The organism is Streptomyces sp. NPDC086787, assembly GCF_044745865.1.
GTDB lineage: Bacteria > Actinomycetota > Actinomycetes > Streptomycetales > Streptomycetaceae > Streptomyces.
Window position 1 is genome coordinate 397,989 of the sequence record NZ_JBIVBC010000003.1, and the last position, 24,623, is coordinate 422,611.

At 69.7% G+C, this 24,623-nt stretch carries 20 protein-coding genes, 1 tRNA gene and 1 pseudogene; 11 read left to right on the plus strand and 11 right to left on the minus strand.

Annotated elements, in window-relative coordinates; all coding sequences use genetic code 11:
• Window positions 1–240 precede the first annotated feature (240 nt).
• Together ACIPK3_RS11465 and ACIPK3_RS11470 are read left to right on the plus strand one after the other, a co-directional pair.
• Entirely contained in the window at window positions 241–5,094 is a 4,854-nt protein-coding gene (locus tag ACIPK3_RS11465) for an RICIN domain-containing protein (protein ID WP_402568421.1), read from the plus strand.
• Window positions 5,091–5,384 (plus strand): hypothetical protein, encoded by a 294-nt coding sequence (locus ACIPK3_RS11470; protein ID WP_402568423.1) that lies wholly within the window; start codon window positions 5,091–5,093, stop codon window positions 5,382–5,384. Before ACIPK3_RS11465 ends, ACIPK3_RS11470 begins: the two co-directional genes overlap by 4 nt.
• Before the next feature lie 730 nt (window positions 5,385–6,114).
• Here the strand turns inward: ACIPK3_RS11470 and ACIPK3_RS11475 are convergent.
• The 3 genes from ACIPK3_RS11475 to ACIPK3_RS11485 form a co-directional block, all read right to left on the minus strand.
• A tRNA-Pro gene (locus ACIPK3_RS11475) sits at window positions 6,115–6,188 on the minus strand.
• A gap of 32 nt (window positions 6,189–6,220) precedes the next feature.
• Complete coding sequence (locus tag ACIPK3_RS11480; RefSeq protein ID WP_402568425.1) at window positions 6,221–7,012, minus strand: Pr6Pr family membrane protein; 792 nt, start codon at window positions 7,010–7,012, stop codon at window positions 6,221–6,223.
• 67 nt (window positions 7,013–7,079) lie between these two features.
• Window positions 7,080–8,012 carry a metallophosphoesterase gene (locus ACIPK3_RS11485; RefSeq protein WP_402568427.1) on the minus strand — a complete coding sequence of 311 codons (933 nt, stop codon included), beginning with the start codon at window positions 8,010–8,012 and terminating at the stop codon, window positions 7,080–7,082.
• A 182-nt stretch (window positions 8,013–8,194) separates the two neighbouring features.
• Here ACIPK3_RS11485 and ACIPK3_RS11490 point away from each other — a divergent pair, with 182 nt between their 5' ends.
• Entirely contained in the window at window positions 8,195–8,662 is a 468-nt protein-coding gene (locus tag ACIPK3_RS11490; RefSeq protein ID WP_402568429.1) for a GatB/YqeY domain-containing protein, read from the plus strand.
• A gap of 119 nt (window positions 8,663–8,781) precedes the next feature.
• Here the strand turns inward: ACIPK3_RS11490 and ACIPK3_RS11495 are convergent, their stop codons facing one another.
• Complete coding sequence (locus tag ACIPK3_RS11495; protein WP_402568430.1) at window positions 8,782–11,115, minus strand: transglycosylase domain-containing protein; 2,334 nt, start codon at window positions 11,113–11,115, stop codon at window positions 8,782–8,784.
• Window positions 11,116–11,684: 569 nt separating this feature from the next.
• On the opposite strand from ACIPK3_RS11495, the gene wblA reads away from it, so the two are divergent.
• The gene (gene wblA / locus ACIPK3_RS11500) at window positions 11,685–12,023 is read left to right on the plus strand and encodes a transcriptional regulator WblA (RefSeq protein WP_067046754.1); all 339 of its coding nucleotides are present in this window, start codon (window positions 11,685–11,687) and stop codon (window positions 12,021–12,023) included.
• Between the two features lie 213 nt (window positions 12,024–12,236).
• Here the strand turns inward: wblA and ACIPK3_RS11505 are convergent, their stop codons facing one another.
• Both ACIPK3_RS11505 and ACIPK3_RS11510 read right to left on the minus strand, forming a co-directional pair.
• The gene (locus tag ACIPK3_RS11505) at window positions 12,237–13,616 is read right to left on the minus strand and encodes an ArsA-related P-loop ATPase (RefSeq protein ID WP_402568432.1); all 1,380 of its coding nucleotides are present in this window, start codon (window positions 13,614–13,616) and stop codon (window positions 12,237–12,239) included.
• Entirely contained in the window at window positions 13,613–14,590 is a 978-nt protein-coding gene (locus ACIPK3_RS11510) for an ArsA family ATPase (RefSeq protein WP_402568434.1), read from the minus strand. The genes ACIPK3_RS11505 and ACIPK3_RS11510 overlap by 4 nt, the downstream gene beginning before the upstream one ends.
• A 72-nt stretch (window positions 14,591–14,662) precedes the next feature.
• Here ACIPK3_RS11510 and ACIPK3_RS11515 point away from each other — a divergent pair, with 72 nt between their 5' ends.
• From ACIPK3_RS11515 to ACIPK3_RS11530, 4 genes are all read left to right on the plus strand, one after another.
• Window positions 14,663–14,818: a hypothetical protein gene (locus tag ACIPK3_RS11515; protein WP_402568436.1), complete on the plus strand. Its 156-nt coding sequence runs from the start codon at window positions 14,663–14,665 to the stop codon at window positions 14,816–14,818.
• Complete coding sequence (locus ACIPK3_RS11520) at window positions 14,815–15,279, plus strand: RidA family protein (protein WP_402568438.1); 465 nt, start codon at window positions 14,815–14,817, stop codon at window positions 15,277–15,279. The genes ACIPK3_RS11515 and ACIPK3_RS11520 overlap by 4 nt, the downstream gene beginning before the upstream one ends.
• Before the next feature lie 83 nt (window positions 15,280–15,362).
• Entirely contained in the window at window positions 15,363–16,241 is an 879-nt protein-coding gene (locus ACIPK3_RS11525) for an NUDIX hydrolase (RefSeq protein ID WP_402568440.1), read from the plus strand.
• Complete coding sequence (locus tag ACIPK3_RS11530) at window positions 16,238–17,068, plus strand: MBL fold metallo-hydrolase (RefSeq protein WP_402568442.1); 831 nt, start codon at window positions 16,238–16,240, stop codon at window positions 17,066–17,068. Before ACIPK3_RS11525 ends, ACIPK3_RS11530 begins: the two co-directional genes overlap by 4 nt.
• A 130-nt stretch (window positions 17,069–17,198) precedes the next feature.
• Here ACIPK3_RS11530 and ACIPK3_RS11535 read toward each other — a convergent pair whose 3' ends face one another.
• Window positions 17,199–17,873: a Crp/Fnr family transcriptional regulator gene (locus tag ACIPK3_RS11535; protein ID WP_402568444.1), complete on the minus strand. Its 675-nt coding sequence runs from the start codon at window positions 17,871–17,873 to the stop codon at window positions 17,199–17,201.
• A gap of 336 nt (window positions 17,874–18,209) precedes the next feature.
• Between ACIPK3_RS11535 and nth the strand changes: the two are divergent.
• The 3 genes and pseudogenes from nth to ACIPK3_RS11550 form a co-directional block, all read left to right on the plus strand.
• A pseudogene (gene nth / locus ACIPK3_RS11540) lies at window positions 18,210–19,001 on the plus strand (endonuclease III); the annotation flags it as partial.
• A 76-nt stretch (window positions 19,002–19,077) separates the two neighbouring features.
• Window positions 19,078–19,839, plus strand: coding sequence for an NUDIX hydrolase (locus ACIPK3_RS11545; protein ID WP_402568674.1), 762 nt, complete (start codon window positions 19,078–19,080; stop codon window positions 19,837–19,839).
• A 12-nt stretch (window positions 19,840–19,851) separates the two neighbouring features.
• Window positions 19,852–21,051: a MarP family serine protease gene (locus ACIPK3_RS11550; RefSeq protein ID WP_402568446.1), complete on the plus strand. Its 1,200-nt coding sequence runs from the start codon at window positions 19,852–19,854 to the stop codon at window positions 21,049–21,051.
• A gap of 49 nt (window positions 21,052–21,100) precedes the next feature.
• Here ACIPK3_RS11550 and ACIPK3_RS11555 read toward each other — a convergent pair whose 3' ends face one another.
• The 4 genes from ACIPK3_RS11555 to nhaA all read right to left on the minus strand — a co-directional run bounded on the left by ACIPK3_RS11555 (window position 21,101) and on the right by nhaA (window position 24,413).
• Complete coding sequence (locus ACIPK3_RS11555) at window positions 21,101–21,280, minus strand: hypothetical protein (protein WP_402568448.1); 180 nt, start codon at window positions 21,278–21,280, stop codon at window positions 21,101–21,103.
• Window positions 21,281–21,419: 139 nt separating this feature from the next.
• A complete protein-coding gene (locus ACIPK3_RS11560; RefSeq protein ID WP_402568450.1) occupies window positions 21,420–22,349 on the minus strand; it encodes an alpha/beta fold hydrolase in 930 nt (309 codons plus the stop codon).
• On the minus strand, window positions 22,346–22,849 hold the full coding sequence (locus ACIPK3_RS11565) for a phage holin family protein (protein ID WP_402568452.1): 504 nt from the start codon (window positions 22,847–22,849) through the stop codon (window positions 22,346–22,348). Before ACIPK3_RS11565 ends, ACIPK3_RS11560 begins: the two co-directional genes overlap by 4 nt.
• Window positions 22,850–22,961: 112 nt before the next feature.
• Entirely contained in the window at window positions 22,962–24,413 is a 1,452-nt protein-coding gene (nhaA, locus tag ACIPK3_RS11570; RefSeq protein ID WP_402568676.1) for a Na+/H+ antiporter NhaA, read from the minus strand.
• Between the last annotated feature and the right edge of the window lie 210 nt (window positions 24,414–24,623).

The following is a 24,623-nucleotide window of genomic DNA, read 5'->3' on the forward strand; positions in this document are numbered from 1 at the left end:
ACGAAGTGTGCGCGCATGAGCAAACTTTGACCAGTTCGTGTGCGCGCTCACTGATCGGTGATCGGGGGCACCATCACTCGGGGGAATGGGTGCGTCGTCGTGACGGCGCACCCGGGGTCTGACTGTCCATCAGTTATGGGTTCGTCTTCCTGCTCTTCTCGGGCTCCGGAGGTTCTTCCGGCACGCAATCCCCTTGACGAAGACAAGGATGCTTCTTTGCGTTCCACACGATGGTTTGGCATGGCCAGATCCAGATCCAGATCCCGGGGCTCAGGGCTTGTGACCGCTTCGGCGGTCGCGTTGGCGGTGGTGGCCGGACTGGGGGTTCAGCCCGGTGCGTCGCCGTTGCGGGCCGAGCCGGCGAGTGACTCGTACCCCTGGTACGAGGACACGGCTGCTGAGCAGTTGCGTCAGGACCAGTGCCTGATGGCCCATGTGTTGCGTCTGGGCGGTACGTCGATGGCGGCGACCGCCAAGGACGGCCTGAACCAGACTCCGGAGAAGCTGCATGTCGCGGCGAACCGGGAGAGCTGGGAGCAGACGCCGCTGGCCATCGCCTACAAGGCGGACAGGGACGCGGCGGGCAAGGAGGGTGCGGCGCTGTCCGCGCTCCAGGACTCCTGGAAGAAGCCGCTGGACGGTCTGGAGACGCCGGGCGGGTTCAGCGTGACCGGGTTCCACTGGCCGCCGGGCACCAGTGGTGACGGCAAGCAGTCCTTCTACGCGCAGACCGGTCTGACGTCGTGGATCTCCGACCGTTACTGGCAGTCCGACTACGACTTCTACAAGGACGAGACCCCGGCGGCCGACGCGAAGATGCTCGCGGCCGTGGACCAGGTCGGCAATCCCCTGTACGGGAAGGATCCTGATCCGTCGGGTACGACGCAGCAGGAGTGGAACCGGGCGCTGGCCGAGCGTGCCGCGTTCGAGTGGATGCACGGCGGTCCGAGTGCGAACCCGGGTGCGGACGATGCCCGGATCTTCCTGTCCTCGGGTGGTTTCCCACGCAGTGCGCCGCAGCCGGGCACGCCGGAGTACCGGATCGCGGTGGAGGACGTGAAGTCCCGCTTCGCCGCGTGCGGTTGGCGTGACCCGCTGGATCCGGACGGTGTGCTGGGTGACATCACCTCGGCCGCGGCCGGTGAGTGGCAGCAGGAGGTGTCCTCGCAGGCCGTCCAGCGCAACCAGATCCTGGACGCGAACAAGACCGCGGTCGACGCGCTGACCAAGGGCACCAAGGCGCTGGGCGAGATGCTCGGGCACTCCTGGGTCGCCGACCACGCCACCCGCTGGCAGGACTACTGGAGCGCGGGCGGCATCGGCTACATCGGGGATGCGCCGCTGACCATCCAGATTCCGGGTGCGTCGGGCAAGTGTCTGGACGTGGAGGGCGGCGGCACGGCCAACGGCACCGCGGTCCAGGTCTACACCTGCAACGGCAGCTCGGCGCAGGAGTGGAAGCTGCTGGGCTCCTACGACGGCGGGTACACGCTGGTCAACACCAAGGCCTTCAAGTGCCTGGACGTCTCGGGCGGCAATAGCGCTGACGGGACGAAGATACAGATCTGGAACTGTTCCAGCTCGAAGAATCAGCAGTGGACGTTCGATGTCCGTGCGTCGGACGAGCTCCGCAACGCCGCGACCGGCAAATGCCTGAATCTGCCGTCGTTCGACAACAGCAAGAACGCCACGCTGCTGACCTGCAACAACGCGTCCGCGCAGAAGCTGCGCATCGTGCCCAAGGGGCACACCGGTGACGGCAAGCCGAGCTACCCGGGCAAGGCGCAGTTCACCAAGGCGAGTACCAGCATCACCGCCGCTCGTGCCGGTTCCGTGAAGCAACTGGCCGTGATCAAGGCGCAGCTGGCCGACGCGCAGAAGGCCGCGACCGGTTCGGACGCCGCCATCCAGGCCGCCTACGCCACCGCGGACGCCAATGGTGCGCCGCGGGGCCGGGGTCTGCTGGTGGGCCAGCAGAAGGCTCAGGTAACCAAGGGCGCCGTCGCCGCTCTCACCGCGTTGGTGAAGGCCGGTGAGACGGCCGACGCCGCCACCCGTGCCTCCGCCGGGGACAGTGCGACGATCGCGCAGCGTGCGCTCGCCCAGGCCGCGCAGGCCAAGGCGGAGTTCCGCAAGGAGGCCGCGAAGACGGCGGAGTGGCAGGCGAAGTCCGCTGCCGATGCGGCCAAGGTGCACCGCGACAACGCGAAGAAGGCCAAGGAGCTCGCGGAGGCCAAGCTCACCGAGGCGCTGAAGGCCGAGGGGGATGCGAAGGCGGCTGCCGCCGACGCGCACGCCAAGCGGCTGACCGCGGAGGCCGAGGCGCTGACGGCCAAGTCCGAGATGGAGACGGCCGCCGCGAAGCAGGCCGAGGCCGCCCAGCACAAGACCAACGCACAGGCCGAGGCCACCAAGGCAAGCGAGGCCAAGGGCCGCGCCGAGAGCGCGGAGAAGACCGCCGAGGACCGCCGCGACGACGCGGTCAAGGCCAGCAACCACGCCCGCGACATGCGCGACGACGCCTGGGACGCCAAGCAGAAGGCCGACGCCGCGCGCGCCAAGGCCGACGCCAAGACCGCCTACGCCGACGCCATGGACTCCCACGACGGCGCCGACGCCGCCCGTGCGGCAGCGAACGTGGCGGACAAGGCAGCCGACGACGCGGAGAGCGCGGCGGGCAAGGCCCGTTCCGAGGCTGATGCCGCCACCCAGGCCGCAGCCGAAGCTGATGCGGCCGCGACCCGCGCCGAAGCAGCGGCCAAGCGCGCCCGTGCCGCATCCGACGCGGCGCAGGCGGACAAGCTGAAGGCCGACGCCGCGGTACGGACCGCGACAGCCGCGGTCGCCGACGCCATCAAGGCGTCCCAGGACGCCTCCGCCGAGGCCAACGCGGCGGTCAAGCTCGCCGACGAGGCCGAAGCACACGCCAAGAACGCCAAGACCCAGGCCAACGCAGCCCAGGCAGAAGCCACCAAGGCCCTCGCCGCGTCCGCGAAGGCCGCCGGTTTCGCACACGTCACCGCACAGGCCGCCGTCGACGCGGGCAAGGCAGCCGAACAGGTCGCCGCGCCCGCCAACGACGCCATCCAGCTCGGCTCCCCCTACGTCGACACCGACTCCGCCGCCGGCCTGGTCGTGCTGACCGGACAGGCATCGAAGTCGATCGCCGACCAGCAGCAGGCCGTCGCCGACGCCCACGCCAAGAACGCCGCCGCCGAGGCGCAAGCCGCGAAGAACCTCGCCGACCAGGCACAAGGTGATGCCAAGGAGGCCTACCAGCACGCGGCGAACGCCGCCCAGTACGCCGCCGACGCCCGCACCTACTCCAAGGAAGCCCTCGGCTACGCCGCCGACGCCGCAACCGCAGCCTCCAAGGCATCCGCCTCACTGGCCCGCACCATCGAGTACGACCAGCAGGCCACCGAAGACGCCGCAGCCGCCGACCGAGCAGCCGGAAACGCCGAAGGCTACGCCACCCAGGCCCGCGCCTCCGCCGACCAGGCCGAACTCGACGCCCAAGCCGCCCGCGCCGCGGCCTCCCAGGCCGAACAGGACGCCAAGGACGCCCGCGCCGCCGCCACCCGCGCCGACGCCGCAGCAACCGAAGCCGAACAAGCCGCCAAGGACGCCGACAAATACGCCAAGGAAGCCCAACAAGCCGCCACGGAAACGGAGGCAGCGGAGGCCAACAAGGCAGCATCCCAAGGGGACGGTACCGGCATCCCCGGTGTGTTCTCCGTCCCGGACCAGTCCACCGTCGAGATCGTCAGCTCCAAGCAGATCGGCAAGTGCCCGGGGATGCCGGAAGCAGCCTTCAACGGCTGCAACGCGACGTACGACCTGGTCGTCACTTACGAGGCCGACTTCTACCTCTGCACCGACGACAAGGCCCAGGCCACCGCGGAGGGATGCCCGAAGGCAGCGTGGCAGTTCCTTCAGCGGGCCACGCTGAAGAACGTCAAGATCGAAGGCTGGACGCACAAGTTCACCGGTGAGCAGATCGTTGAAGCCGGATGGCAGGGCCTCTTCGGTGAGAAAGCCGGAGCAATCCTCTTCGAGTTCTTTGCCGCGGACCTGCTGAAGTGCTGGCACGGCAACAAGACTGCCTGCGCCATGAGCATCGTCACGTACGTCCCGGTCGAAAGTTTTCTCGCCCCTATTGCGCGGGCAGTCAAGGGGCTCACCGCCGCGGCCATAAAGGGAATCGGCATCGAGAACGCTTTGAAGGCCTTGCGTGCTCTCCCGATTTCCAACGAGGCTCTTGCCGGCATCATAGCCAAAGTCAAAAATATCTTTGTCAAGGCGTGTACGCGCAACAGTTTCCCCGGCACCACACGTGTGCTGATGGCTGACGGCACGACCAAGCAGATCCAGGATCTCCGGGTCGACGACGCGGTCCTTGCCACCGATCCAGAGAGCGGCCGCACCGAAGGCCGCGCCGTCACCGACACCATCTACACGCCGGACGACACCGACTTCGCCGACATCACGGTCAACGTCGGCCATGCACGGATCACCGCCACCCAGCACCACCCCTTCTGGTCGCCCAGCGCCCACCGCTGGATCGACGCAGGCGACCTCAAGTCCGGCCAGACCCTGCGCACCAGCAGCGGCAAGACCGTCACCGTGGTAGGCGTCCACCGCTACCACCGGCTTCACTCCGCCTACAACCTCACTGTCGATGACCTGCACACGTACTATGTGCTGGCCGGTAATACGCCTGTACTCGTTCACAACACTGATCCCGCCTGCGATGTGTCGATTTTCAAGGCGCCCGGTAAGGGATTGACGGACAAGATCATGAAGGATGGATTCGATCACGCAGACTTCCCTGGAACTCCGGGAGATATGTATGCGGATGGAAGTGCCTACTTCGGCATGCAGGAAGAAGGGAAGGAGATAGCCTTGGATTACGCGAGTCGTGGATACTGGGACTCGAATGTGATCGAGATCAAGATCCCCAAGGCTGACTTCGACAAGTACTTCTTGGAGCACGTCGCGAAGTATGACGGCCGCCCAGGAGCCCAGGTGATCATCCCGTATACGCTGTTCGAACAGCTGAACAAGTACCCGAGAACGATTGTGGGGCAATGAGCAACGACGACAACATGCAGGTCGGCGAGTCGGAGCGGGCGCTCATCGGCACTGTCGTCGACGGGACGGTCGAGGCCGTCTTCCGATGGGGAGTCATTGTCGACCTTGGGTTGTCCCATGTCGGCTTCATCGATGCCCTGTACGTGGACGACGAAGAGCACTATGAAGTAGGCGGCAAGGTGAGCGCCTATCTCAGCTGCTTCGATGCTCGCCAGAACAAGTTCTGGCTTCGCCCCCCAGGGCAGATTCCTGTTTCGGAACGGCTGAGGGAAAAAGGCTTCGAAGTATAGCCGCGATACGCGGCGGTAATGAATTCTAGTCGCCGTGAACTGTGAGGCCCCACCGGATTTGATTCCGGTGGGGCCTCCGTTTCGTCAGACGCAGCGCTCCGCACGCTCTCGCCCTGCTTGCCGACGTGCAGGCGGTACGCGCGGTGATCGCCGGACATGATTCAGGCCGGGCGCTGCACGGGAGCGCTGGTCTGGCTCCTGCTCAGCAACGCTGGCCCACACATGGCCCACACACCCGGGGAAGCGTGGTGGCCCGCACTGTTCGTGCGGGCCATCGGTCATGCGCGTGGACTGGCTGATGGGCGGGCCGTAGCGCAGGACCCAACCGGGGCTGGGGCGGTGAACAGTGACCAGGAGAAGCGCGAACGCAACGTCCCCCATACGCGGCTACCAGCATCAAGACGTGGAGGGCGACCCTGCACTTGAACCTCGCCGACGCTGTTGATGAGGGGTTGCGTGACTCCAACCCGGCAACCAAGCGCCGCTCGGATGAGGCAGACGCTGATGCTCGCGCTCACGGGGATGTGGGAGGAGGCGTTGGACGCGCGCAAGGTGATGAGTCCTGGCTCGCCCGTGGCGGCGCTGGACGCGTGGCTCAGGGCTCGCGGCCAGGGCGTTGGTCTGGAGACGATTTCCAAGATCTCCTCCAGCATTCTCCAGAGAGTCCCCGAGAAACAGGTCAGGCCCGGTGCTGACTTCTCAGCACTGGGCCTGACCTGTTGTTTCACTGTCGGGGTGGCGGGATTTGAACCCACGACCTCTTCGTCCCGAACGAAGCGCGCTGCCAAGCTGCGCTACACCCCGATGTCGCTGCTGTCGCGGCGACGACGTTTACTTTAGCCCACCGGTGGCCGGAGACGAAATCCGGTTCTGGTGCGGCGGCGGATCGGGTTCGGGCGGGTGTGGTCCAGGGCTGTGAGGAGGACCCCCAGGGCGTAGATGGCGAGGCCGACGAGGAGGGCGTTGGCGAGGATGCTGCGGTAGCCGCGCTGCTCCGCGTCCAGGAACGGGTAGAGGTAGGTGCCGGGTGTGCCCGGCATCAGCAGCTCGCCCCGGACCAGGATGAACACCAGGTAGGCCAGGGGGTAGGCCAGCCAGGCCGCGGCCTGACGCAGGTGCATGCGGCCGGGGGCGGTGAGCAGGAGCCAGTCCAGTACCGCCGCGGCCGGGGCGGCCTTGTGCAGGAGCTGCACGGCGAGCCACTGGCCGTGCCAGGGCACCGGTGGCGTTGTCGCACCCGTCATGGAGAAGGGGGGTGTCGTGTGGGCCAGCAGCAGGTGGTAGACGAGGGCCGACACCACGGCGTAGAGCAGTACGGCGCCGGTCACGGCCGATGGCAGGGGGCGGCGGGCCGTCCACGCGCGGTGGGCGGAGAGCAGGAACACGAGTGCCAGCAGGGCGCTGCTCTGGACGCTGAAGTAGCTCATCACCCGTGTCGTGCTGCCGAGGAGGAGCTCCAGGGCCACTCCGGCGGCGGCCGTCAGGGCGCCCAGGAGGCGGAAGGCCGCTGCCAGGGGGCGGTGGACCGGGGGGACCACCGCCCCGGGCGGAACATAGGAGGGCGGCAGCGAGGGGCTGCGCTGGACCGCGGGGAGGTCCGGGATGTCCCTGGGTATCGGGCCGATCATGCCTTCACGCTAGGCAGAACGGGCGAAACGGGCGATCCGGGTGGGCCGGACGGGTGAGTGGGCGGGGCTACTGCTCCGGGCTCACCAGCGTCAGTAGTGTCGCCTCCGGCGGGCAGGCGAACCGGACCGGCGTGTAGCGGCTGGTGCCGCAGCCCGCCGAGACGTGCAGGTAGGACGTGCGGCCCTCCGCCGTGTGCGTGGACAGGCCCTTCACCCGGTCCGTGTCCAGGTCGCAGTTGGTGACCAGGGCGCCGTAGAAGGGGATGCAGACCTGGCCGCCGTGCGTGTGCCCGGCCAGGACCAGCGGGTAGTCGTCCGCGGTGAACGAGTCCAGCACCCGCAGGTACGGCGCGTGCACCACGCCCATCGAGAAGTCGGCCGTGTCCGAGGGGCCGCCGGCCACCTGGAGGTAGCGGTCGCGCTTGATGTGCGGGTCGTCCACGCCCGTCAGCTCCACCGACATGCCGCCCTCGACCTTCAGCACACCCCGGGTGTTCGTCAGGTTCAGCCAGCCCGCCGCGTCGAAGCTGTCGCGCAGGTCCTCCCACGGGTTGTGGATCGCGCCCACGACCGGCGGGTTGCCGTTCAGACCGTGGCGGCCGCTGGTCCTCTCCAGCAAGTAGCGGACGGGGTTGCGGGGTTTGGGGCCGTAGTAGTCGTTGGAACCGAAGACATACGCGCCCGGGAACTCCATCAGGGGGCCCAGCGCGTCCAGTACCTCCGGCACGCCCTGCGGGTCGGAGAGGTTGTCCCCGGTGTTGATCACGAAGTCGGGGCGCAGGCCGGCCAGTGAGCGCAGCCAGCGCTGCTTCTTGCGCTGACCGCTCACCATGTGGATGTCGGAGACCTGAAGGACACGCAGCGGGCGCATCCCGGCGGGAAGCACCGGGACGGTAACCCGTCGGAGCCGGAAGGAGCGGGCCTCGAAGCCAGCCGCGTACAACAGTCCGGCGGCGCCTGCCGCCGCGATTCCTACAGGTACTCCGTATCGAGCGCGCATACGACCATCGTGTCAGACGACAGGCGTGGACCGACCCACAGCCACGGGACCGTCACCGGCCCGGCCAGAGCTCAGCCACCGGCCCGGCCCGACCCCAGCCGCGCGCCCGGTCACGGCCCGACGGTCACTGTCCGCATAAAACGAAGGGCATCCGCCCCCGTGCACCTGCGACAATCGTGGCCATGACCACCACCCTCAAGTCCAAGCTGAAGGACGACCTCAACGCCGCGATCAAGGAGCGCGACGAGCTCCGCTCCTCGACGCTGCGGCTGACGCTCACCGCGATCACCAAGGAGGAGGTCGCGGGCAAGGAGAAGCGTGAGCTCTCCGACGACGAGGTCCTCAAGGTGATCACCAAGGAGGCGAAGAAGCGCCGTGAGGCTGCCGACGCGTTCGCCCAGGGTGGTCGTGCGGAGCAGGCCGAGCGGGAGAAGGCGGAGGGCGAGCTCCTCGCCGGCTACCTGCCCAAGCAGCTCTCCGACGAGGAGCTGGAGCAGCTCGTCGCCGCTGCCGTCGCGGAGGCCAGGGCGGCGGGCGCCGAGGGACCTCGGGCCATGGGCGCCGTCATGAAGATCGTGAACCCGAAGGTGGCCGGCCTGGCCGAGGGCGGGCGTGTCGCCGCCGTGGTCAAGAAGCTGCTTCAGGGCTGATCGGCTGATCCCGGGGTGTGCCGTACGCCGCGCGGCGTACGGCACCCTCAGCTCACGGCCTGTGGCTCACGGACCCGTAGGTCACGGGCACGTAGCTCACGGCCTGCACGGCCCGCTTCTCAGCGGCGCGTCCCGCCGTTCGCGTTACCACCGTTCCCGTTCCCGCCACCGCCGTTGGCCCCGCCGTTGCCCTGCCCCTGGAAGACGTTGCCCGGGAGGGTGAAGCCGGGCTTGGGGAAGGTGTTGCCGCCGTTCGGGCCGGCCGTTCCGCCGCCGTTCGTCAGGCCTCCGAACAGCCCGCCGAACAAGCCGCCGCCGTTGTTGCCGGTGCCGCCGTTGTTCCCGTGGTCGCGGTCATGGCCGTGGTCGTCGCTGCCGTCGCTGCCGTCGGGGATGTCGACCAGGTTGAAGGACTGGGACGGCTTGCCCTGGAGGGCGCCCGCCATGGCGTCCTTCCAGATCGGGCCGGGGACCTCACCGCCGTAGACGAGCGAGCGGTAGACGCCGCCGATGGTGATGTTGGTCATCTTCACGTTCTGCCGGGCGCTGCCGACCCAGACCGCGCCGGCCATGTTCGGCGTGTACCCGACGAACCAGGCGTTCTTGCGCTCGTCCGTCGTACCGGTCTTGCCGGCGCTCTCGCGGTCGCTGAGGCCGGCCTGCTGGCCCGTACCGGAGTCGACCACGCCGCGCAGCAGGGTGTTCACGGTGTCGGCGGTCTGCTCGCTCATGGCCCGCGAGCAGGTCGACTTCGGCACAGGGAGGGACTTCTGCTCGTACCCGATCTTCTGGGTGATCGACTCGATGGCGACCGGCGTGCAGTACTTGCCGCGGGCGGCGAAGGTGGCATAGGCGCCGGCCATCGTCAGCGGGGAGATGCCCTTGGAGCCGAGCGCGATGGCCGGCACCTCGGGGAGCTTGTCGCCGTTGCCCTGAACCACGTGCAGCGCGTCGGTCATCTTCACCACCGGGCACATGCCGACATCGGAGATGAGCTGCACGAAGTAGGTGTTGACCGACTTGGCCATCGCCTCCTTCATGGCGTACGGGCCCTTCTCGGACTCGCTCTCGTTCTCGACCTTCTCGTGGTCGGTGTTGACCCACTGCTTGCCGCCACAGGTCTGCACGGGGCTCGGATACAGCATCGAGTACGGCGCCGAGTACTCCTGCGTCGCGGGCTTGCCGCCCTCGATGGCGGCCGCGGCCACGAACGGCTTGAAGGTCGATCCGGTCGGGAACCCGAAGTTGGAGCCGCCCAGGTCACGGTCGACGGAGAAGTTGTACTCGGTCTCGTCCTTGCCGTAGCCGTACGGCTTCGACTGGCCCATGGCCAGGACCTTGCCGGTGCCGGGCTGGACCAGGGTGGCGGCCGCGGCGACCTTGTCGGACTTGTTGATGTGGTCCTTGAGCGAGGACTGGACCGATTCCTGGGCCTGCGGGTCGAGCGTCGTGCGGATCGTCATGCCGCCGCGGTTCCAGATCTTGGTCCGCTCCTCCTTGGTCTTGCCGAAGACCGGACTGGTCAGGAAGACGTGCTCCACGTACTTGCAGAAGAAGCCGGCGCCCTTGGTGGCGGTGATGCAGCCGTTCTTGGGCCGGCTGACGTGCAGTCCGAGCGGCTTCTGCCTGGCCTCGTTGGCCTCTCCCTGGGAGATGTCGCCGAGCTCGGCCATGCGCTCCAGGACGGTGTTGCGGCGCTTGGTGGCCTCCGCCTCGTCGTTCACCGGGTCGTAGCGGCTCGGGGACTGGACGACGCCGGCCAGGAGCGCGGCCTCCTGGAGGTTCAGGTCCTTGGCGTGCTTGGAGAAGTAGCGCTGGGAGGCGGCCTCCACGCCGTACGCCTGCTCGCCGAAGAAGGTGATGTTGAGGTAGTTCTCGAGGATCTTCTTCTTGCCGAGCTTGTCCTCGATCTGGATGGCGTACTTCAGCTCGCGGATCTTTCGGCCCAGCGTCTGCTGGGTGGCCTCGGCGACCTTCGTCGGGTCGTCGCCGGCCTGTTCGATGTAGTAGTTCTTCACGAGCTGCTGGGTGAGCGTGGAGGCGCCCTGGGCGACCCCGCCGCTCTGCGCGTTCTTGTTCAGGGCGCGCAGGACGCCCTTCAGGTCGACCGCGCCGTGCTGGTAGAAGCGGGAGTCCTCGATCGCGACGATCGCCTTCTGCATGTACGGCGAGATGTCCTTGAGGTCCACCACCGTGCGGTCACGGGAGTAGACGGTCGCGATCTGGTTGCCCGCGCTGTCCAGGATCGAGGTGCGCTGGCTGAGCTGCGGGCTCTTCAGATTGGCCGGGATCTCGTCGAAGCCCTGGACCGAACCCTTGGCGGCCAGCCCGAGCGCACCGGCGGCGGGCAGCGCGATGCCGGCCATCACGGCACCCGCGAGGACACTGACACCGACGAACTTGGCGGCCTGCTGTGTTGCCGACAGACCACCGCCCGAGCGCTTCTTTGCCATGTGGGCAGCCTAATCCGTAGTCCTGAGCGTTCCGGTGGAGCGGGGGTTTGTCGGGATGTTCGAGTACCGGATCGTGACCTGGGCGGCATTTCGGACATCTCGATGTGGCGGTCCGGGGTGAACCGCGGGCTGCGGGCCGCGGGCGGTGTCGCGTGTCGTGCCGGGCGTCTGTGTTGCTCTTATTCGCCGGACACGCGTATATGCCTTGGCCTAAGCTGCTCTCAACTGTCACAGCAGCACGGTCACGTATCAATACGTCCGGCGACCCCGAATCGTTCCGGATACCGCTCGGTTTCTTGAGTGCGGCGTGTCCGAATCGGCCTCGTGTGTCATCCGGTGTCCTGTGTGGCGCACCATAGCTGTACCGCTTTGTCGGGTTGATCACGCATGTCGTCAGCTCACTCCCGCGGGTGATCTGCCGCTTACCCATAGTCCGTTCGGGCCATTCAAGATTGGGCCCGAAGGGGGTGTTGCCCTGTGTCCGCCTTCCGTAACGTCCTCAACTGGCGGCGGTGAATATGCCGCTGCCGCCGTGGGGGAGCCTCGATTCGGGAGAGGACGGCGCCGGTATGGGCTGGGTAACCGACTGGAGTGCGCAGGCCGCCTGCCGCACTACCGATCCGGATGAACTGTTCGTTCAGGGAGCGGCGCAGAACAGGGCCAAGGCGGTGTGCACCGGATGCCCGGTACGCACCGAATGCCTGGCGGACGCGCTGGACAACCGCGTCGAGTTCGGCGTGTGGGGAGGCATGACGGAGCGGGAGCGCCGCGCTTTGCTGCGTAGGCGACCCACCGTGACGTCCTGGCGCAGGCTGCTGGAGACCGCGCGCTCGGAGTACGAGCGTGGGACCGGCATTGTGCCTCTCGACAGCGACGAGGTGTACGAGCACTACGCGGCGGTGAGCTGAGGGGCCCGCCTTCGGGCACCTCCGGGCACCCCTCACGGGCTCCCAGGGCTCTTTCGCGGCCCTTTCCCGGCATGCGCTTCCGGGCATGCGCGCAGTCCACCTGTGGCATGCCTACGGCACAGCCGTTCGCCGCCGCCGGCCCTGCGCGTCGCCTCGCCGTACGCGACGCAGGCGTCGTCCGCCACGACGTCCACGCCCGCCGGTCGCGATCCGCTACGCCGGCTCACGCCCGCCGTTCGCGAGTCGTACCCCGATGTCCCGCAGCCCCGTCAGGTCATGCACATCGCCGGGCAGAGCGGCCACCTCCACCACGGCCACCTCGGGGTGGCGCGCGGTGAAGCGGTCGCGCGTGCGCTGCTCGCGGGAGAGCAGCCGCATCCGCTCGGCGTGCAGCCTCAGAAGGCCTGCGGTGAGTTGAACGACGGGTCGCTCCGGGTCCGTGGAGGCGGGGGAGCCTTCAGACGGTGCCGGTGCAGGATCCTGTGTCTGTGCCGCGGAAGAGGGGGGTTCGGAAGCCGGCGATTCGGGAGCCGGGGATTCTGAACTGCCGTACGTGTCGGGAGAGTTACGAACTCCAGCTTTCCCGTCCCCCTGATCCACAATGCGGGGTTCCTCAAGATTTTCCGCAGCGGCCAGCGCACGCTCGGCGGACAGCTGACCGGCGCCGCTGCCATGGACCCGGTTGAGCACCAGACCGACCAGCGGCATGTCCTCGGCGGCCAGCCGCTGCACGAAGTACGCGGCCTCGCGCAGCGCGTCCCGCTCCGGGGCGGCCACCACCACGAACGCCGTGCCGGGAGCCTGCAGCAGCTTGTACGTGGCGTCCGCGCGCGTGCGGAACCCGCCGAAGGTGGTGTCCATCGCGGCCACGAAGGTCTGGACGTCCTTCAGCAGCTGACCGCCCAGCAGCTTGCCCAGGGTGCCGGTCATCATCGACATGCCGACGTTGAGGAACGCCATGCCCGCGCGTCCGCCCAGCTTCGCCGGAGCCGTCAGCAGCCGGATCAGCCGCCCGTCCAGGAAGGAACCGAGCCGCTTCGGCGCGTCCAGGAAGTCCAGCGCCGAGCGGGAGGGCGGGGTGTCCACCACGATCAGGTCCCACTCGTCGCGGGCGCGCAGCTGACCCAGCTTCTCCATCGCCATGTACTCCTGCGTGCCCGCGAAGCCCGCCGAGAGCGACTGGTAGAACGGGTTGGCCAGGATCGCGGCCGCCCGCTCGGAATCCGCGTGCGCCTCGACCACCTCGTCGAAGGTGCGCTTCATGTCGAGCATCATGGCGTGCAGCTCGCCACCGCCCTCGGTGCCCTTCACCCGTCGTGGCACGTTGTCCAGGGAGTCGATGCCCATGGACTGGGCGAGCCGCCTGGCCGGGTCGATGGTCAGCACGACCACCTTCCGGCCGCGCTCGGCGGCGCGCAGCCCCAGGGCCGCCGCGGTCGTCGTCTTGCCGACGCCCCCCGACCCGCAGCACACCACGATGCGGGTCTTCCGGTCGTCGAGCAGCGCGTCGACGTCGAGCACGCGCGCGGGGGAGAGCCGGTGGCGGGCGGCGTCCTGCGCCTGCTGCTGTGTCCGGGGCCGGTCCGGGCTCATGCGATCTCCTGCTTCCGCAACTCGCTGGCCAGTTCGTACAGGCCCGCCAGGTCCATGCCCTCGGCGAGCAGCGGCAGTTCGTGCAGCGGCAGGTCGAGGCCGCTGAGGACCGCGCGCTGCTCGTGCTCCAGCGCGTACCGCTCCGCGTACTCGGCGGCCTGGTCGAGCAGGGGGTCCACCAGCTGCTCGGCCTTCCCGCCGCGCCGCGCGCCGCCGAGCCCGGCGGCCGACAGCGTCTGGGCGACCGCGGTGCGCGGCACGGTCCGTACGAGTTCCAGGCCGGCCGCGTCCAGCAGCTCGGGCCGCACCATGTTCACGATGACCCGGCCCACCGGCAGCCGCGCTGCCCGCAGCTCCGCGATGCCGTCCGCGGTCTCCTGGACCGGCATCTCCTCCAGGAGCGTCACCAGGTGCACGGCGGTCTCCGGAGACTTCAGCACCCGCATCACGGCCTGCGCCTGATTGTGTATCGGGCCGATCTTCGCCAGCCCCGCCACCTCGTCGTTGACGTTCAGGAAGCGGGTGATGCGGCCGGTCGGCGGGGCGTCCATGACGACGTAGTCGTACACGAACCGCCCGCTGCGGTCCTTGCGCCGCACCGCCTCGCACGCCTTGCCCGTCAGGAGCACGTCCCTGAGGCCCGGCGCGACGGTGGTGGCGAAGTCGATGGCGCCGAGCTTCTTCAGGGCACGGCCCGCACCGCCCAGCTTGTAGAACATCTGGAGGTAGTCCAGAAGGGCCAGTTCGGGATCGATGGCGAGGGCGAAGACCTCGCCGCCGCCCGGAGCGACCGCGATTTTCCGCTCCTCATAGGGCAACGCCTCCGTTTCGAAGAGCTGTGCGATGCCCTGCCGACCCTCGACCTCCACGAGAAGCGCGCGCTTCCCCTCGGTCGCGAGGGCCAGCGCGAGGGCGGCGGCGACCGTCGTCTTTCCGGTCCCGCCCTTGCCGCTGACGACCTGGAGCCTGCTCACGTCTTCGAGACTAACCAGTTCATCGACGGGCTACGCGGGAGGCTGTGGATAACAGGGGCTACAGTCGGCCACATGACCAAGTGGGAATACGCAACCGTGCCGCTGCTCGTCCATGCCACGAAGCAGATTCTGGACACCTGGGGCGAGGACGGCTGGGAGCTCGTCCAGGTCGTGCCCGGCCCCAACCCCGAGCAGCTCGTCGCCTACCTGAAGCGGGCGAAGGGATGAGCGCCGCCGAGGAGCGGCTCGCCGAGCTCGGTCTGCGCCTGCCCGCCGTAGTACCGCCGCTGGCCGCCTATCAGCCCGCCGTGCAGTCCGGCGTCTACGTGTACACCTCGGGCCAGCTGCCGATGGTGGACGGCAAGCTGCCGGTCACCGGCAAGGTGGGCGCCGAGGTCACCGCGGAGGAGGCCAAGGAACTGGCCCGCACCTGCGCGCTGAACGCCCTGGCCGCCGTGAAGTCCGTCGCCGGTGACCTGGACCGCATCGCGCGCGTGGTGAAGGTCGTCGGATTCGTCGCCTCGGCCGCGGACTTCACCGGTCAGCCCGGGGTCATCAACGGCGCCAGTGAACTGCTCGGTGAGGTCCTCGGCGACAGGGGCGTGCACGCCCGCAGCGCGGTGGGTGTCGCCGTGCTGCCGCTGGACGCGCCCGTCGAGGTCGAGATCCAGGTCGAGCTGCTGCCGTAGGGCCGTTGCGCGAGCACCTCGCCCAACCCCGGCTCTCACTGGCAACTCTCGAACATTCGCGCACATCGGGATAGCCTCCGCCCATGGTGAATGGGCAGTGGTACCCCCCGGAGTGGCCGGACCGCATCCGCGCGCTCACGGACGGCACCCTCACCCCGGTGTCCCCCCGGCGCGCGGCCACGGTGATGCTCCTGAAGGACACCCCCGCCGGTCCCGCCGTGCACATGCTGCGCAGACGCGCCTCCATGGCCTTCGCCGGAGGCGCGTACGCGTACCCCGGCGGCGGTGTCGACCCGCGTGACGACGACCACCAGGTCCGCTGGGCGGGCCCCACGCGCGCGTGGTGGGCCGGTCGGCTCGGTGTCGACGAGGCCGGCGCGCAGGCGATCGTCTGCGCGGCCGTACGGGAGACGTACGAGGAGGCGGGCGTCCTGCTCGCCGGACCGGACCCCGACTCGGTGGTCGGCGACACCACGGGCGAGGACTGGGAGGCGGACCGCGCCGCCCTGGTCGCCCGTGACCTGTCCTTCGCCGAGTTCCTGGACCGCCGCGGACTGGTGCTGCGCTCCGACCTGCTGGGCGCCTGGACCCGCTGGATCACCCCGGAGTTCGAGGCCCGCCGCTACGACACCTGGTTCTTCGTGGCGGTCCTTCCCGAGGGCCAGCGCACCCGCAACGCCTCCACGGAGGCCGACCGCACCGTGTGGACCCGCCCCGGGGAGGCGTCCGCCGCCTACGACGCGGGCGAGCTGACGATGATGCCGCCCACCATCGCGACCCTGCGCCAGCTGCTGCCGTACGCCACCGCCGCCGAGGCGCTCGCCGCGGCCCCCGCGCGCGACATGACACCGGTGCTGGCCCGCGCGCGTCTGGTCGACGGCGAGATCGTGCTGTCCTGGCCGGGGCACGACGAGTTCACCAAGCACATCCCGACCGCTCCCGCGGGGGGCGGTGCCGTATGACGGACGCGGCGGCCCTGCCCGGCCAGCCCCGGGGCGGTGTCCTCTCCGGACCCGCCACCGCGCGCGCGGTCAACGTCCTGGCGCCCAACGCCTCCGCGATGACCCTGGACGGCACGAACACCTGGATCGTCGCGGAACCGGACTCCGATCTGGCCGTGGTGATCGACCCGGGACCCCTGGACGAGGGCCATCTGCGGGGCGTCGTCGACACGGCGGAGAAGGCGGGCAAGCGGGTCGGGCTGACCCTGCTGACCCACGGCCACCCCGACCACGCGGAGGGCGCGGCCCGATTCGCCGCGCTGACCGGCACCAAGGTGCGCGCGCTGGACCCGGCGCTGCGGCTCGGTGACGAGGGCCTGGCCGCCGGGGACGTGGTGACCGTCGGCGGCCTCGAGCTGCGGGTCGTACCGACGCCCGGGCACACCGCGGACTCGCTGTGCTTCCACATCCCGGCCGACCGCGCGGTGCTGACCGGCGACACGATCCTCGGGCGCGGTACGACGGTCGTGGCCCACCCCGACGGCCGCCTGGGCGACTATCTGGACTCCCTGCGGCGTCTGAGGTCGCTCACGGTGGACGACGGCGTGCACACCGTCCTGCCGGGCCACGGGCCCGTCCTGGAGGACGCCCAGGGCGCCGTGGAGTTCTACCTCGCGCACCGCGCCCACCGCCTCGCCCAGGTGGAGACGGCCGTGGAGAACGGCCGTGGCACCGCCGCGGAGGTCGTCGCGCACGTGTACGCCGACGTGGACCGCTCCCTGTGGCCGGCGGCGGAGCTGTCGGTGCGGGCGCAGCTGGAGTACCTCCGCGATCATGGCTTGATCTGACCGGAGCCGGCCGGTCGCGGAGTGGCGATCACCGGCCGGAAGCCGCGCGGGCCGCGGGCCGGTGACTTCGCGCGCGCTCAGCGGCCGGTGACCTTCACGTGTGTTCAGCGGCCGTGATCTTCGCGCGCGCTCAGCGCGAGCGCTTCGCCAGTCGCTCCACGTCCAGCAGGATCACGGCCCGCGCCTCCAGGCGGAGCCATCCGCGCTGGGCGAAGTCCGCGAGTGCCTTGTTCACGGTCTCGCGGGAGGCGCCGACCAGCTGGGCGAGCTCCTCCTGCGTCAGGTCGTGGACGACGTGGATGCCCTCCTCCGACTGCACACCGAAGCGGCGGGAGAGGTCCAGCAGGGCGCGGGCCACGCGGCCGGGGACGTCGGAGAAGACCAGGTCGGACATGGCGTCGTTGGTCTTGCGCAGACGGCGCGCGACGGCGCGCAGCAGGGCGCCCGCCACCTCGGGGCGCGCGTTCAGCCAGGGCTGGAGGTCGCCGTGGCCGAGACCGAGGAGCTTGACCTCGGTGAGGGCGGTCGCGGTCGCGGTGCGCGGGCCCGGGTCGAAGAGCGACAGCTCGCCGATGAGCTCACTGGGGCCCACGACGGCCAGCATGTTCTCGCGGCCGTCGGGTGAGGTGCGGTGCAGCTTCACCTTGCCCTCGGTCACGACGTAGAGCCGGTCGCCCGGGTCGCCCTCGTGGAAGAGCGAGTCACCACGCGCGAGGGTCACCTCGGTCATGGAGGCGCGCAGCTCTGCGGCCTGCTCGTCGTCAAGAGCCGCGAAGAGCGGGTTGCGCCGCAGAACGTCGTCCACGAGTTCTCTCCTTGTCGTCCTGCTCAGGGGATCTTGCTCCCCCTTGGTACCAGGGGACCGTGTTCCCCGTTTTGGCGGACGGTCCAAACAGTGTGATCTGTCACAAGGATGCCGCACACGTGTCCCGAGGTAAGCGGCAGGGGTCCAATTGGGGGCTGATCTTCGGGGTCCGGGGCGGATGTCGGTGCCGGGCTCTAGGCTGGCCGGGTGTCCAAGTCGCCGGTGAGAGCACAGGCCAAGGGGGCTGCGCGGGTGGTTGTACGACGTGATTCCGCTGTGGGCGAACAGGATTCTGGTGATAGTGCGAAAGTCGTAAAAGCAGCTAAAAAGGCAGCCGCGAAGAAGGTGCCCGCCGACGAGTCGCACACCGCTCTGGTCCGCCGCGCCCGCCGCCTCAACCGCGAGCTGGCCGAGGTGTACCCGTACGCCCATCCGGAGCTCGACTTCGAGAACCCCTTCCAGCTCCTGGTCGCCACCGTCCTGTCGGCGCAGACCACGGACCTCAGGGTCAACCAGACGACTCCGGCCCTGTTCGGGAAGTACCCCACGCCCGAGGACCTGGCCGCCGCCGTCCCGGAGGAGGTGGAGGAGATCCTCCGCCCCACCGGCTTCTTCCGGGCCAAGACCAAGTCCGTCATGGGCCTGTCCAAGGCGCTCGTGGAGCGGCACGACGGTGAGGTCCCGGGGAGACTGGAGGACCTCGTCAAGCTCCCCGGCGTCGGCCGCAAGACCGCGTTCGTCGTGCTCGGCAACGCCTTCGGGCGGCCCGGCATCACTGTCGACACACACTTCCAGCGGCTGGTGCGGCGCTGGAAGTGGACCGCCGAGACCGATCCCGACAAGATCGAGGCCGCCGTCGGAGCGCTCTTCCCGAAGAGCGAGTGGACGATGCTCTCGCATCACGTGATCTTCCACGGCCGCCGCATCTGCCACGCCCGTAAGCCCGCCTGCGGCGCCTGCCCCGTCGCCCCGCTCTGCCCGGCGTACGGCGAGGGCGAGACCGACCCCGACAAGGCACGCAAACTCCTGAAGTACGAGAAGGGCGGCTTCCCGGGCCAGCGACTCAAGCCCCCGCAGTCCTACCTCGACGCCGGCGGCAGGCCGGCCCCGCCGCTGGGGTCCGCATGACGGAACGATCCGGGCACCGTCCGGCGTTGGACACGGCAGATCGGGGGTGGCGATGACCCACACGAGTGAGACACACATGGGCGGCACGCACGCGAGCAGCACGCACGCGGGCGGCAGGCGCGCGAGCGACACGCATACGGGAGGTGCGCCCGTCGGTGCCGCGCGGGGCGGCCCGGTGACGCTCAGCAAGGAGGGGCTGCCGGAGTGGCTCGACCCGGTGGTGAGCGCTGTCGAGACCATCGAACCGCTCCAGCTCAGCCGCTTCCTGCCGCCCGAGAACGGGGCGGGGCGGCAGTCCGCCGTGCTGATCCTGTTCGGCGAGGGCGAGCGCGGACCCGAGCTGCTGCTCATGGAGCGCGCAGGGTCGCTGCGCTCGCACGCCGGGCAGCCCTCCTTCCCGGGCGGCTCCCTCGACCCCGAGGACGGCGACCCGGCGGCCGACGGGCCGCTGCGGGCCGCGCTGCGCGAGGCCGAGGAGGAGACCGGGCTCGACCCCGCTGGTGTCCAGCCCTTCGGCGTCCTGCCCAAGCTCTACATCCCGGTCAGTGGGTTCGTCGTCACCTCCGTGCTCGGCTGGTGGCGGGAGCCGACCCCGGTCGGCGTCGTCGACCCCAACGAGACCGCGCGCGTCTTCACCGTCCCCGTGGCGGATCTCACGGACCCGGCGAACCGCGCCACCGCCGTCCACCCGAGCGGCCACGCGGGCCCGGCATTCCTGGTCGAATCGGCCCTCGTATGGGGTTTCACCGCGGGCATCATCGACCGGCTGCTGCACTACGCGGGCTGGGAGCGCCCATGGGACCGGGAGAAGCGGGTCCCACTCGACTGGCGCTCATGACAGGGTGAACCCGTGAATGTGCTGGACATCCTTCTGCTGGTCGCCGCCGTGTGGTTCGCGATCGTCGGCTACCGCCAGGGGTTCGTGGTCGGCATCCTCTCGGTGATCGGTTTCCTCGGCGGTGGCCTCGTCGCGGTCTACGCGCTGCCCGTCATCTGGGACGCCGTGACCGACAAGGCCGAGGTCAGCACGACCGCCGCGGTCGTCGCGGTGATCATCGTCATCGTCTGCGCCTCGGTCGGCCAGGCCCTGACCACCCACCTCGGCAACAAGCTGCGCCGGCACATCACCTGGTCCCCCGCCCGTGCCCTGGACGCCACCGGCGGCGCCCTGGTCAACGTGGTGGCGATGCTGCTGGTGGCCTGGCTGATCGGCTCGGCCCTGGCCGGCACGACCCTGCCGACGCTCGGCAAGGAGGTCCGCAGCTCCAAGGTGCTCCTGGGCGTCTCCCGGGCGCTGCCCGCTCAGGCCGACACCTGGTTCGCGGACTTCTCCTCGGTCCTCGCGCAGAACGGCTTCCCGCAGGTCTTCAGCCCCTTCGCCAACGAGCCGATCACCGACGTCCGGCCGCCCGATCCGGCCCTGGCGGGCAGCACCGTCACCGCCCGCGCCCAGAGATCCATCGTGAAGGTCATGGGCACCGCGCAGAGTTGCGGCAAGGTCCTGGAGGGCAGCGGCTTCGTCTTCGGCGAGCGGCGCGTCATGACCAACGCGCACGTGGTCGGCGGCGTGGACGAGCCCACCGTGCAGATCGGCGGCGAGGGCCGCAAGTACGACGCCACGGTCGTGCTCTACGACTGGAAGCGCGACATCGCCGTACTCGACGTACCGGACCTCAAGGCGAGCGCCCTGCGCTTCGCGTCCGAGGACGCGAACAGCGGCGACGGCGCGATCGTCGCGGGCTTCCCGGAGAACGGCTCGTACGACGTCCGCGCGGCGCGGGTCCGCGGCCGCATCACGGCCAACGGACCGGACATCTACCACCGCGACACCGTCCGCCGTGACGTCTACTCGCTGTACGCGACCGTCCGCCAGGGCAACTCCGGCGGCCCGCTGCTCACGCCCGAAGGCAAGGTGTACGGCGTGGTCTTCGCGAAGTCCCTCGACGACGCCGACACCGGTTACGCACTCACCGCGGACGAGATCCGGGAGGACATCGCCAAGGGGCGTACGGCGAGCGAGCAGGTGGGTACCGACAGCTGCGCCCTGTGAGGGGTCCCGAGGGGCAAGGGGTCCCAGGGGGCCGGGGCCTGGCGGTCGGTCAGCCGCGCGGATGACGCAGCCGTACCGACACCCAGCGGGCTCGGCGGCGCAGAATGCGCGGAATACCCACCCGGAGGTCCGTGCCCGGCAGTCGCGGGGCACCTCGCCGATGGGAGATCAGCCCGCTCGCGGTACGGCGGTCGCGGGGTGCGTCACTGTAGTCGTGCGTCCAGCCCATACCCCGACGTCTGCCCCCGCCGCATGGTCCATAACCGCCTCCAGGCCCCTCAATTGGCCTATGCGTCAGGCATGTGGCCGCTCGCGAGACAAACGTTCAGAACTGGACGCAGAACCGGACACAGAGCGCACCCGATCGGTCACCGATCGGGTTCCGGGTCCTTCAACCAGTTGATCAGCTCGGCCGAGAACGCCGCCGGATCCTCCTCGTGCGGGAAGTGCCCGAGCCCGTCGAAGAGGCGCCAGCGGTACGGCGCCTCGACGTACTCGCCGGAGCCCGCCGCACTCCGGGTCCGCATCACCGGGTCCAGGGAGCCGTGCAGATGCAGCGTCGGCACCCGCACCGGGCGCTTCATCCGGCGGTTGAACTGGATGCCGTCGGGACGGGCCAGCGACCGCACCAGCCAGCGGTACGGCTCGATCGAACAGTGCGCGGTCGACGGGATGCACATCGCCCGGCGGTAGGTGTCCACCGTCTCGTCGTCCGGCAGCCGGGGCCCGGACCACTCCCGGATCAGCCGGCCCACCAGCGCGCCGTCGTCGGCCACCAGCCGCCGCTCCGGGATCCACGGCCGCTGGAAGCCCCAGATGTACGAGCCGGCGGCCGTCTGCCGCGCGTCCCGCAGCATCGCCGAGCGCCAGCGCCTCGGGTGCGGCATGGAGACGACCGCGAGCCGCCGCACCAACTTGGGCCGCATCGCGGCCGCCGTCCACGCCAGGTAGCCGCCCAGGTCGTGCCCGACCAGTGCCGCGTCCGGCTCGCCGAGCGAGCGGATCACACCGGTGACATCCAGGGCCAGGTTGGCCGGGTCGTACCCGCGGGGGGTGCGGTCGCTGCCGCCCACGCCCCGCAGGTCCATCGCCACGGCCCGGAAACCGGCGTCGGCGAGCGCGCTCAGCTGGTGCCGCCACGACCACCAGAACTGCGGGAAGCCGTGCAGCAGCAGCACCAGGGGGCCGTCGCCCAGCTCCGCGATGTGGAAGCGGGCGCCGTTGGCGGCGACATCCCGGTGGGTCACCCCCTCGGGGACATCCAGGCGTACGACCGATGGGGCGGCGGGATCCGTCATGACGTCGAGCGTCCCACAGCTTCGATGGCCTCGGGCACCCGTGCCTCCAGCGCCGGGAGCTCGGGGCGCTCGGGGCGGGGGTGCGGCTTGGCGTTCTGCAGCACGCCGGCCGTCTCCTTCATCGAGGCGGCCACCTTCTGCGGGCCCTGGCTCTTCTTGGCCTTCTTGGCGAAGACCACACCGATCAGTGTCAGTACGACGGCCACCAGGACGTTCGCAGCGAAGGACAGCAGGAAGCAGATCGCGAGGTTCCAGCCGGTCCAGGTCCGGATGCCGTACGCCAGCGCGAAGTTGAGCATCGGCAGGGAGAACAGCAGCAGCATGCCGGCCGCCGAGAACGCGCCGCCGCTCGTCGCACCGCGCTTGACGTCCTGCTTCAGCTGGGCCTTGGCCAGCGCGATCTCGTCGTGCACCAGCGCCGACATTTCGGTCGTCGCCGAGGCGAACAGCTGGCCGATGCTGCGTTCGGCGCCGACCGGGCTGCCGTCGGGTGCGCTCATCGCGGGTCTCCCTCTCCGTCTTCCGTATGGGTTCGCACATGACACGTGTGCGCTCGCATGACACGTGTGCGCTCGTTCTTGTGCCGTCTCGTCTTTGTACCGTCTCGTCAGATCATGCCGGACGGCCGCCCTCCTCGCCTGCCCCGCCCGGTACTTCGGCAAGCCCCTGGCCCCCCGCGGCCATCTCCCGGGCGATCCGCCGGTGCTCGGCGGCCTTGCGGTCGTAGATCTCCGCCATGCGCAGGTGGTACGCGGGCTCGTCCTGCCGGTAGACGTCCGGGACACCGTCGAGGTCCTCGTCCCGCTCCTCGTCCTCGACCAGCCTGCGATACCTGACGTTGCGGATCTTCAGCAGAACGGTCGCGCAGACGGCCGCGATCAGCGAACCGCACAGCACCGCCGCCTTGACCTCGTCGGTCAGCAGCGCATCGCCCTCGAAGGCCAGTTCGCCGATGAGCAGCGAGACGGTGAAGCCGATCCCCGCCAGGGACGCCACGGCGAAGACGTCCGCCCACTCGAGGTCCTCACTGAGCGACGCCCGGGTGAAGCGGGCGGTCAGCCAGGTGCCGCCGAAGATACCGACCGCCTTGCCGACGACGAGCCCGAGGACCACACCGAGGGTCTCCGGTCTGGTGAACACGCCGAGGAGGGCCCCGCCGGCCACCGGGACACCCGCGCTGAACAGCGCGAACAGCGGCACGGCGAGCCCCGCCGACAGCGGGCGCACCAGATGCTCGATGTGCTCGCCGGGGGAGCGCTGCTCGCCCTCGTGGGTGGTGCAGCGCAGCATCAGGCCCATGGCGACACCGGCGATCGTCGCGTGGACGCCGCTGTTGTACATCAGCGCCCAGATGACGAGGGCGAGCGGGACGTACACGTACCAGCCGCGCACCCCCTTGCGCAGCAGCAGCCAGAAGACGAGCAGCCCGGCGAACGCCCCGCCGAGCGCGGCGAAGTCGATGTGACCGGTGAAGAACACCGCGATGATCAGGATGGCGAACAGGTCGTCGACGACGGCGAGCGTCAGCAGAAAGGCGCGCAGCGCGCTGGGCAGCGAGGTCCCGATGACCGCGAGCACGGCGAGCGCGAAGGCGATGTCGGTGGCGGTCGGCACCGCCCAGCCCTGGACGGATCCGCCGCCGGTGACGGCGGTGAGGGTGTAGACGAGCGCGGGTACGGCCATCCCGCACAGCGCCGCCACCACGGGCAGCACGGCTGCCTTCGGGTCCCTCAGGTCACCTGCGACCAGCTCGCGTTTGAGTTCGATCCCGGCGACGAAGAAGAACACGGCGAGCAGTCCGTCGGCGGCCCAGTGCGCCACGGAGAGGTTCAGCCCGAGGGCCCCGGGGCCGAGGGTGAGATGGCTGACGGTCTCGTAGCTGTGCCGCAGCGGGGGGATGTTCGCCCAGAGCAGCGCGGCGACGGCGGCGAGCAGCAGGAGCACCCCACCGACGGTCTCGGTCCGCAGGGCGTCCATGACGAAGGTCCGCTCGGGCAGGGACAGACGTCCGAGCACCTTGCGGGCGGGGGCGGGGGCGGTGCGGTCGGAGCGGGGCGGGGACACGGGGGAGACCTCCGGGTGGTGGGCAGGGCGGAGCACATGCCGACCAGACTTCCCGGCGCACCTTGAGGATCTTGCCGCGTCATTGACGCTTTACTTAGCTTACCTAAGGTTGATGGTGAGTGCACCGGTGATTCCGGATTCCACGGTAGGCGCGAAAGGGGCGCCCCGCCGTCGCGCGGGGCGCCCCTCACCTGCGTGCCTCTCGCCGGG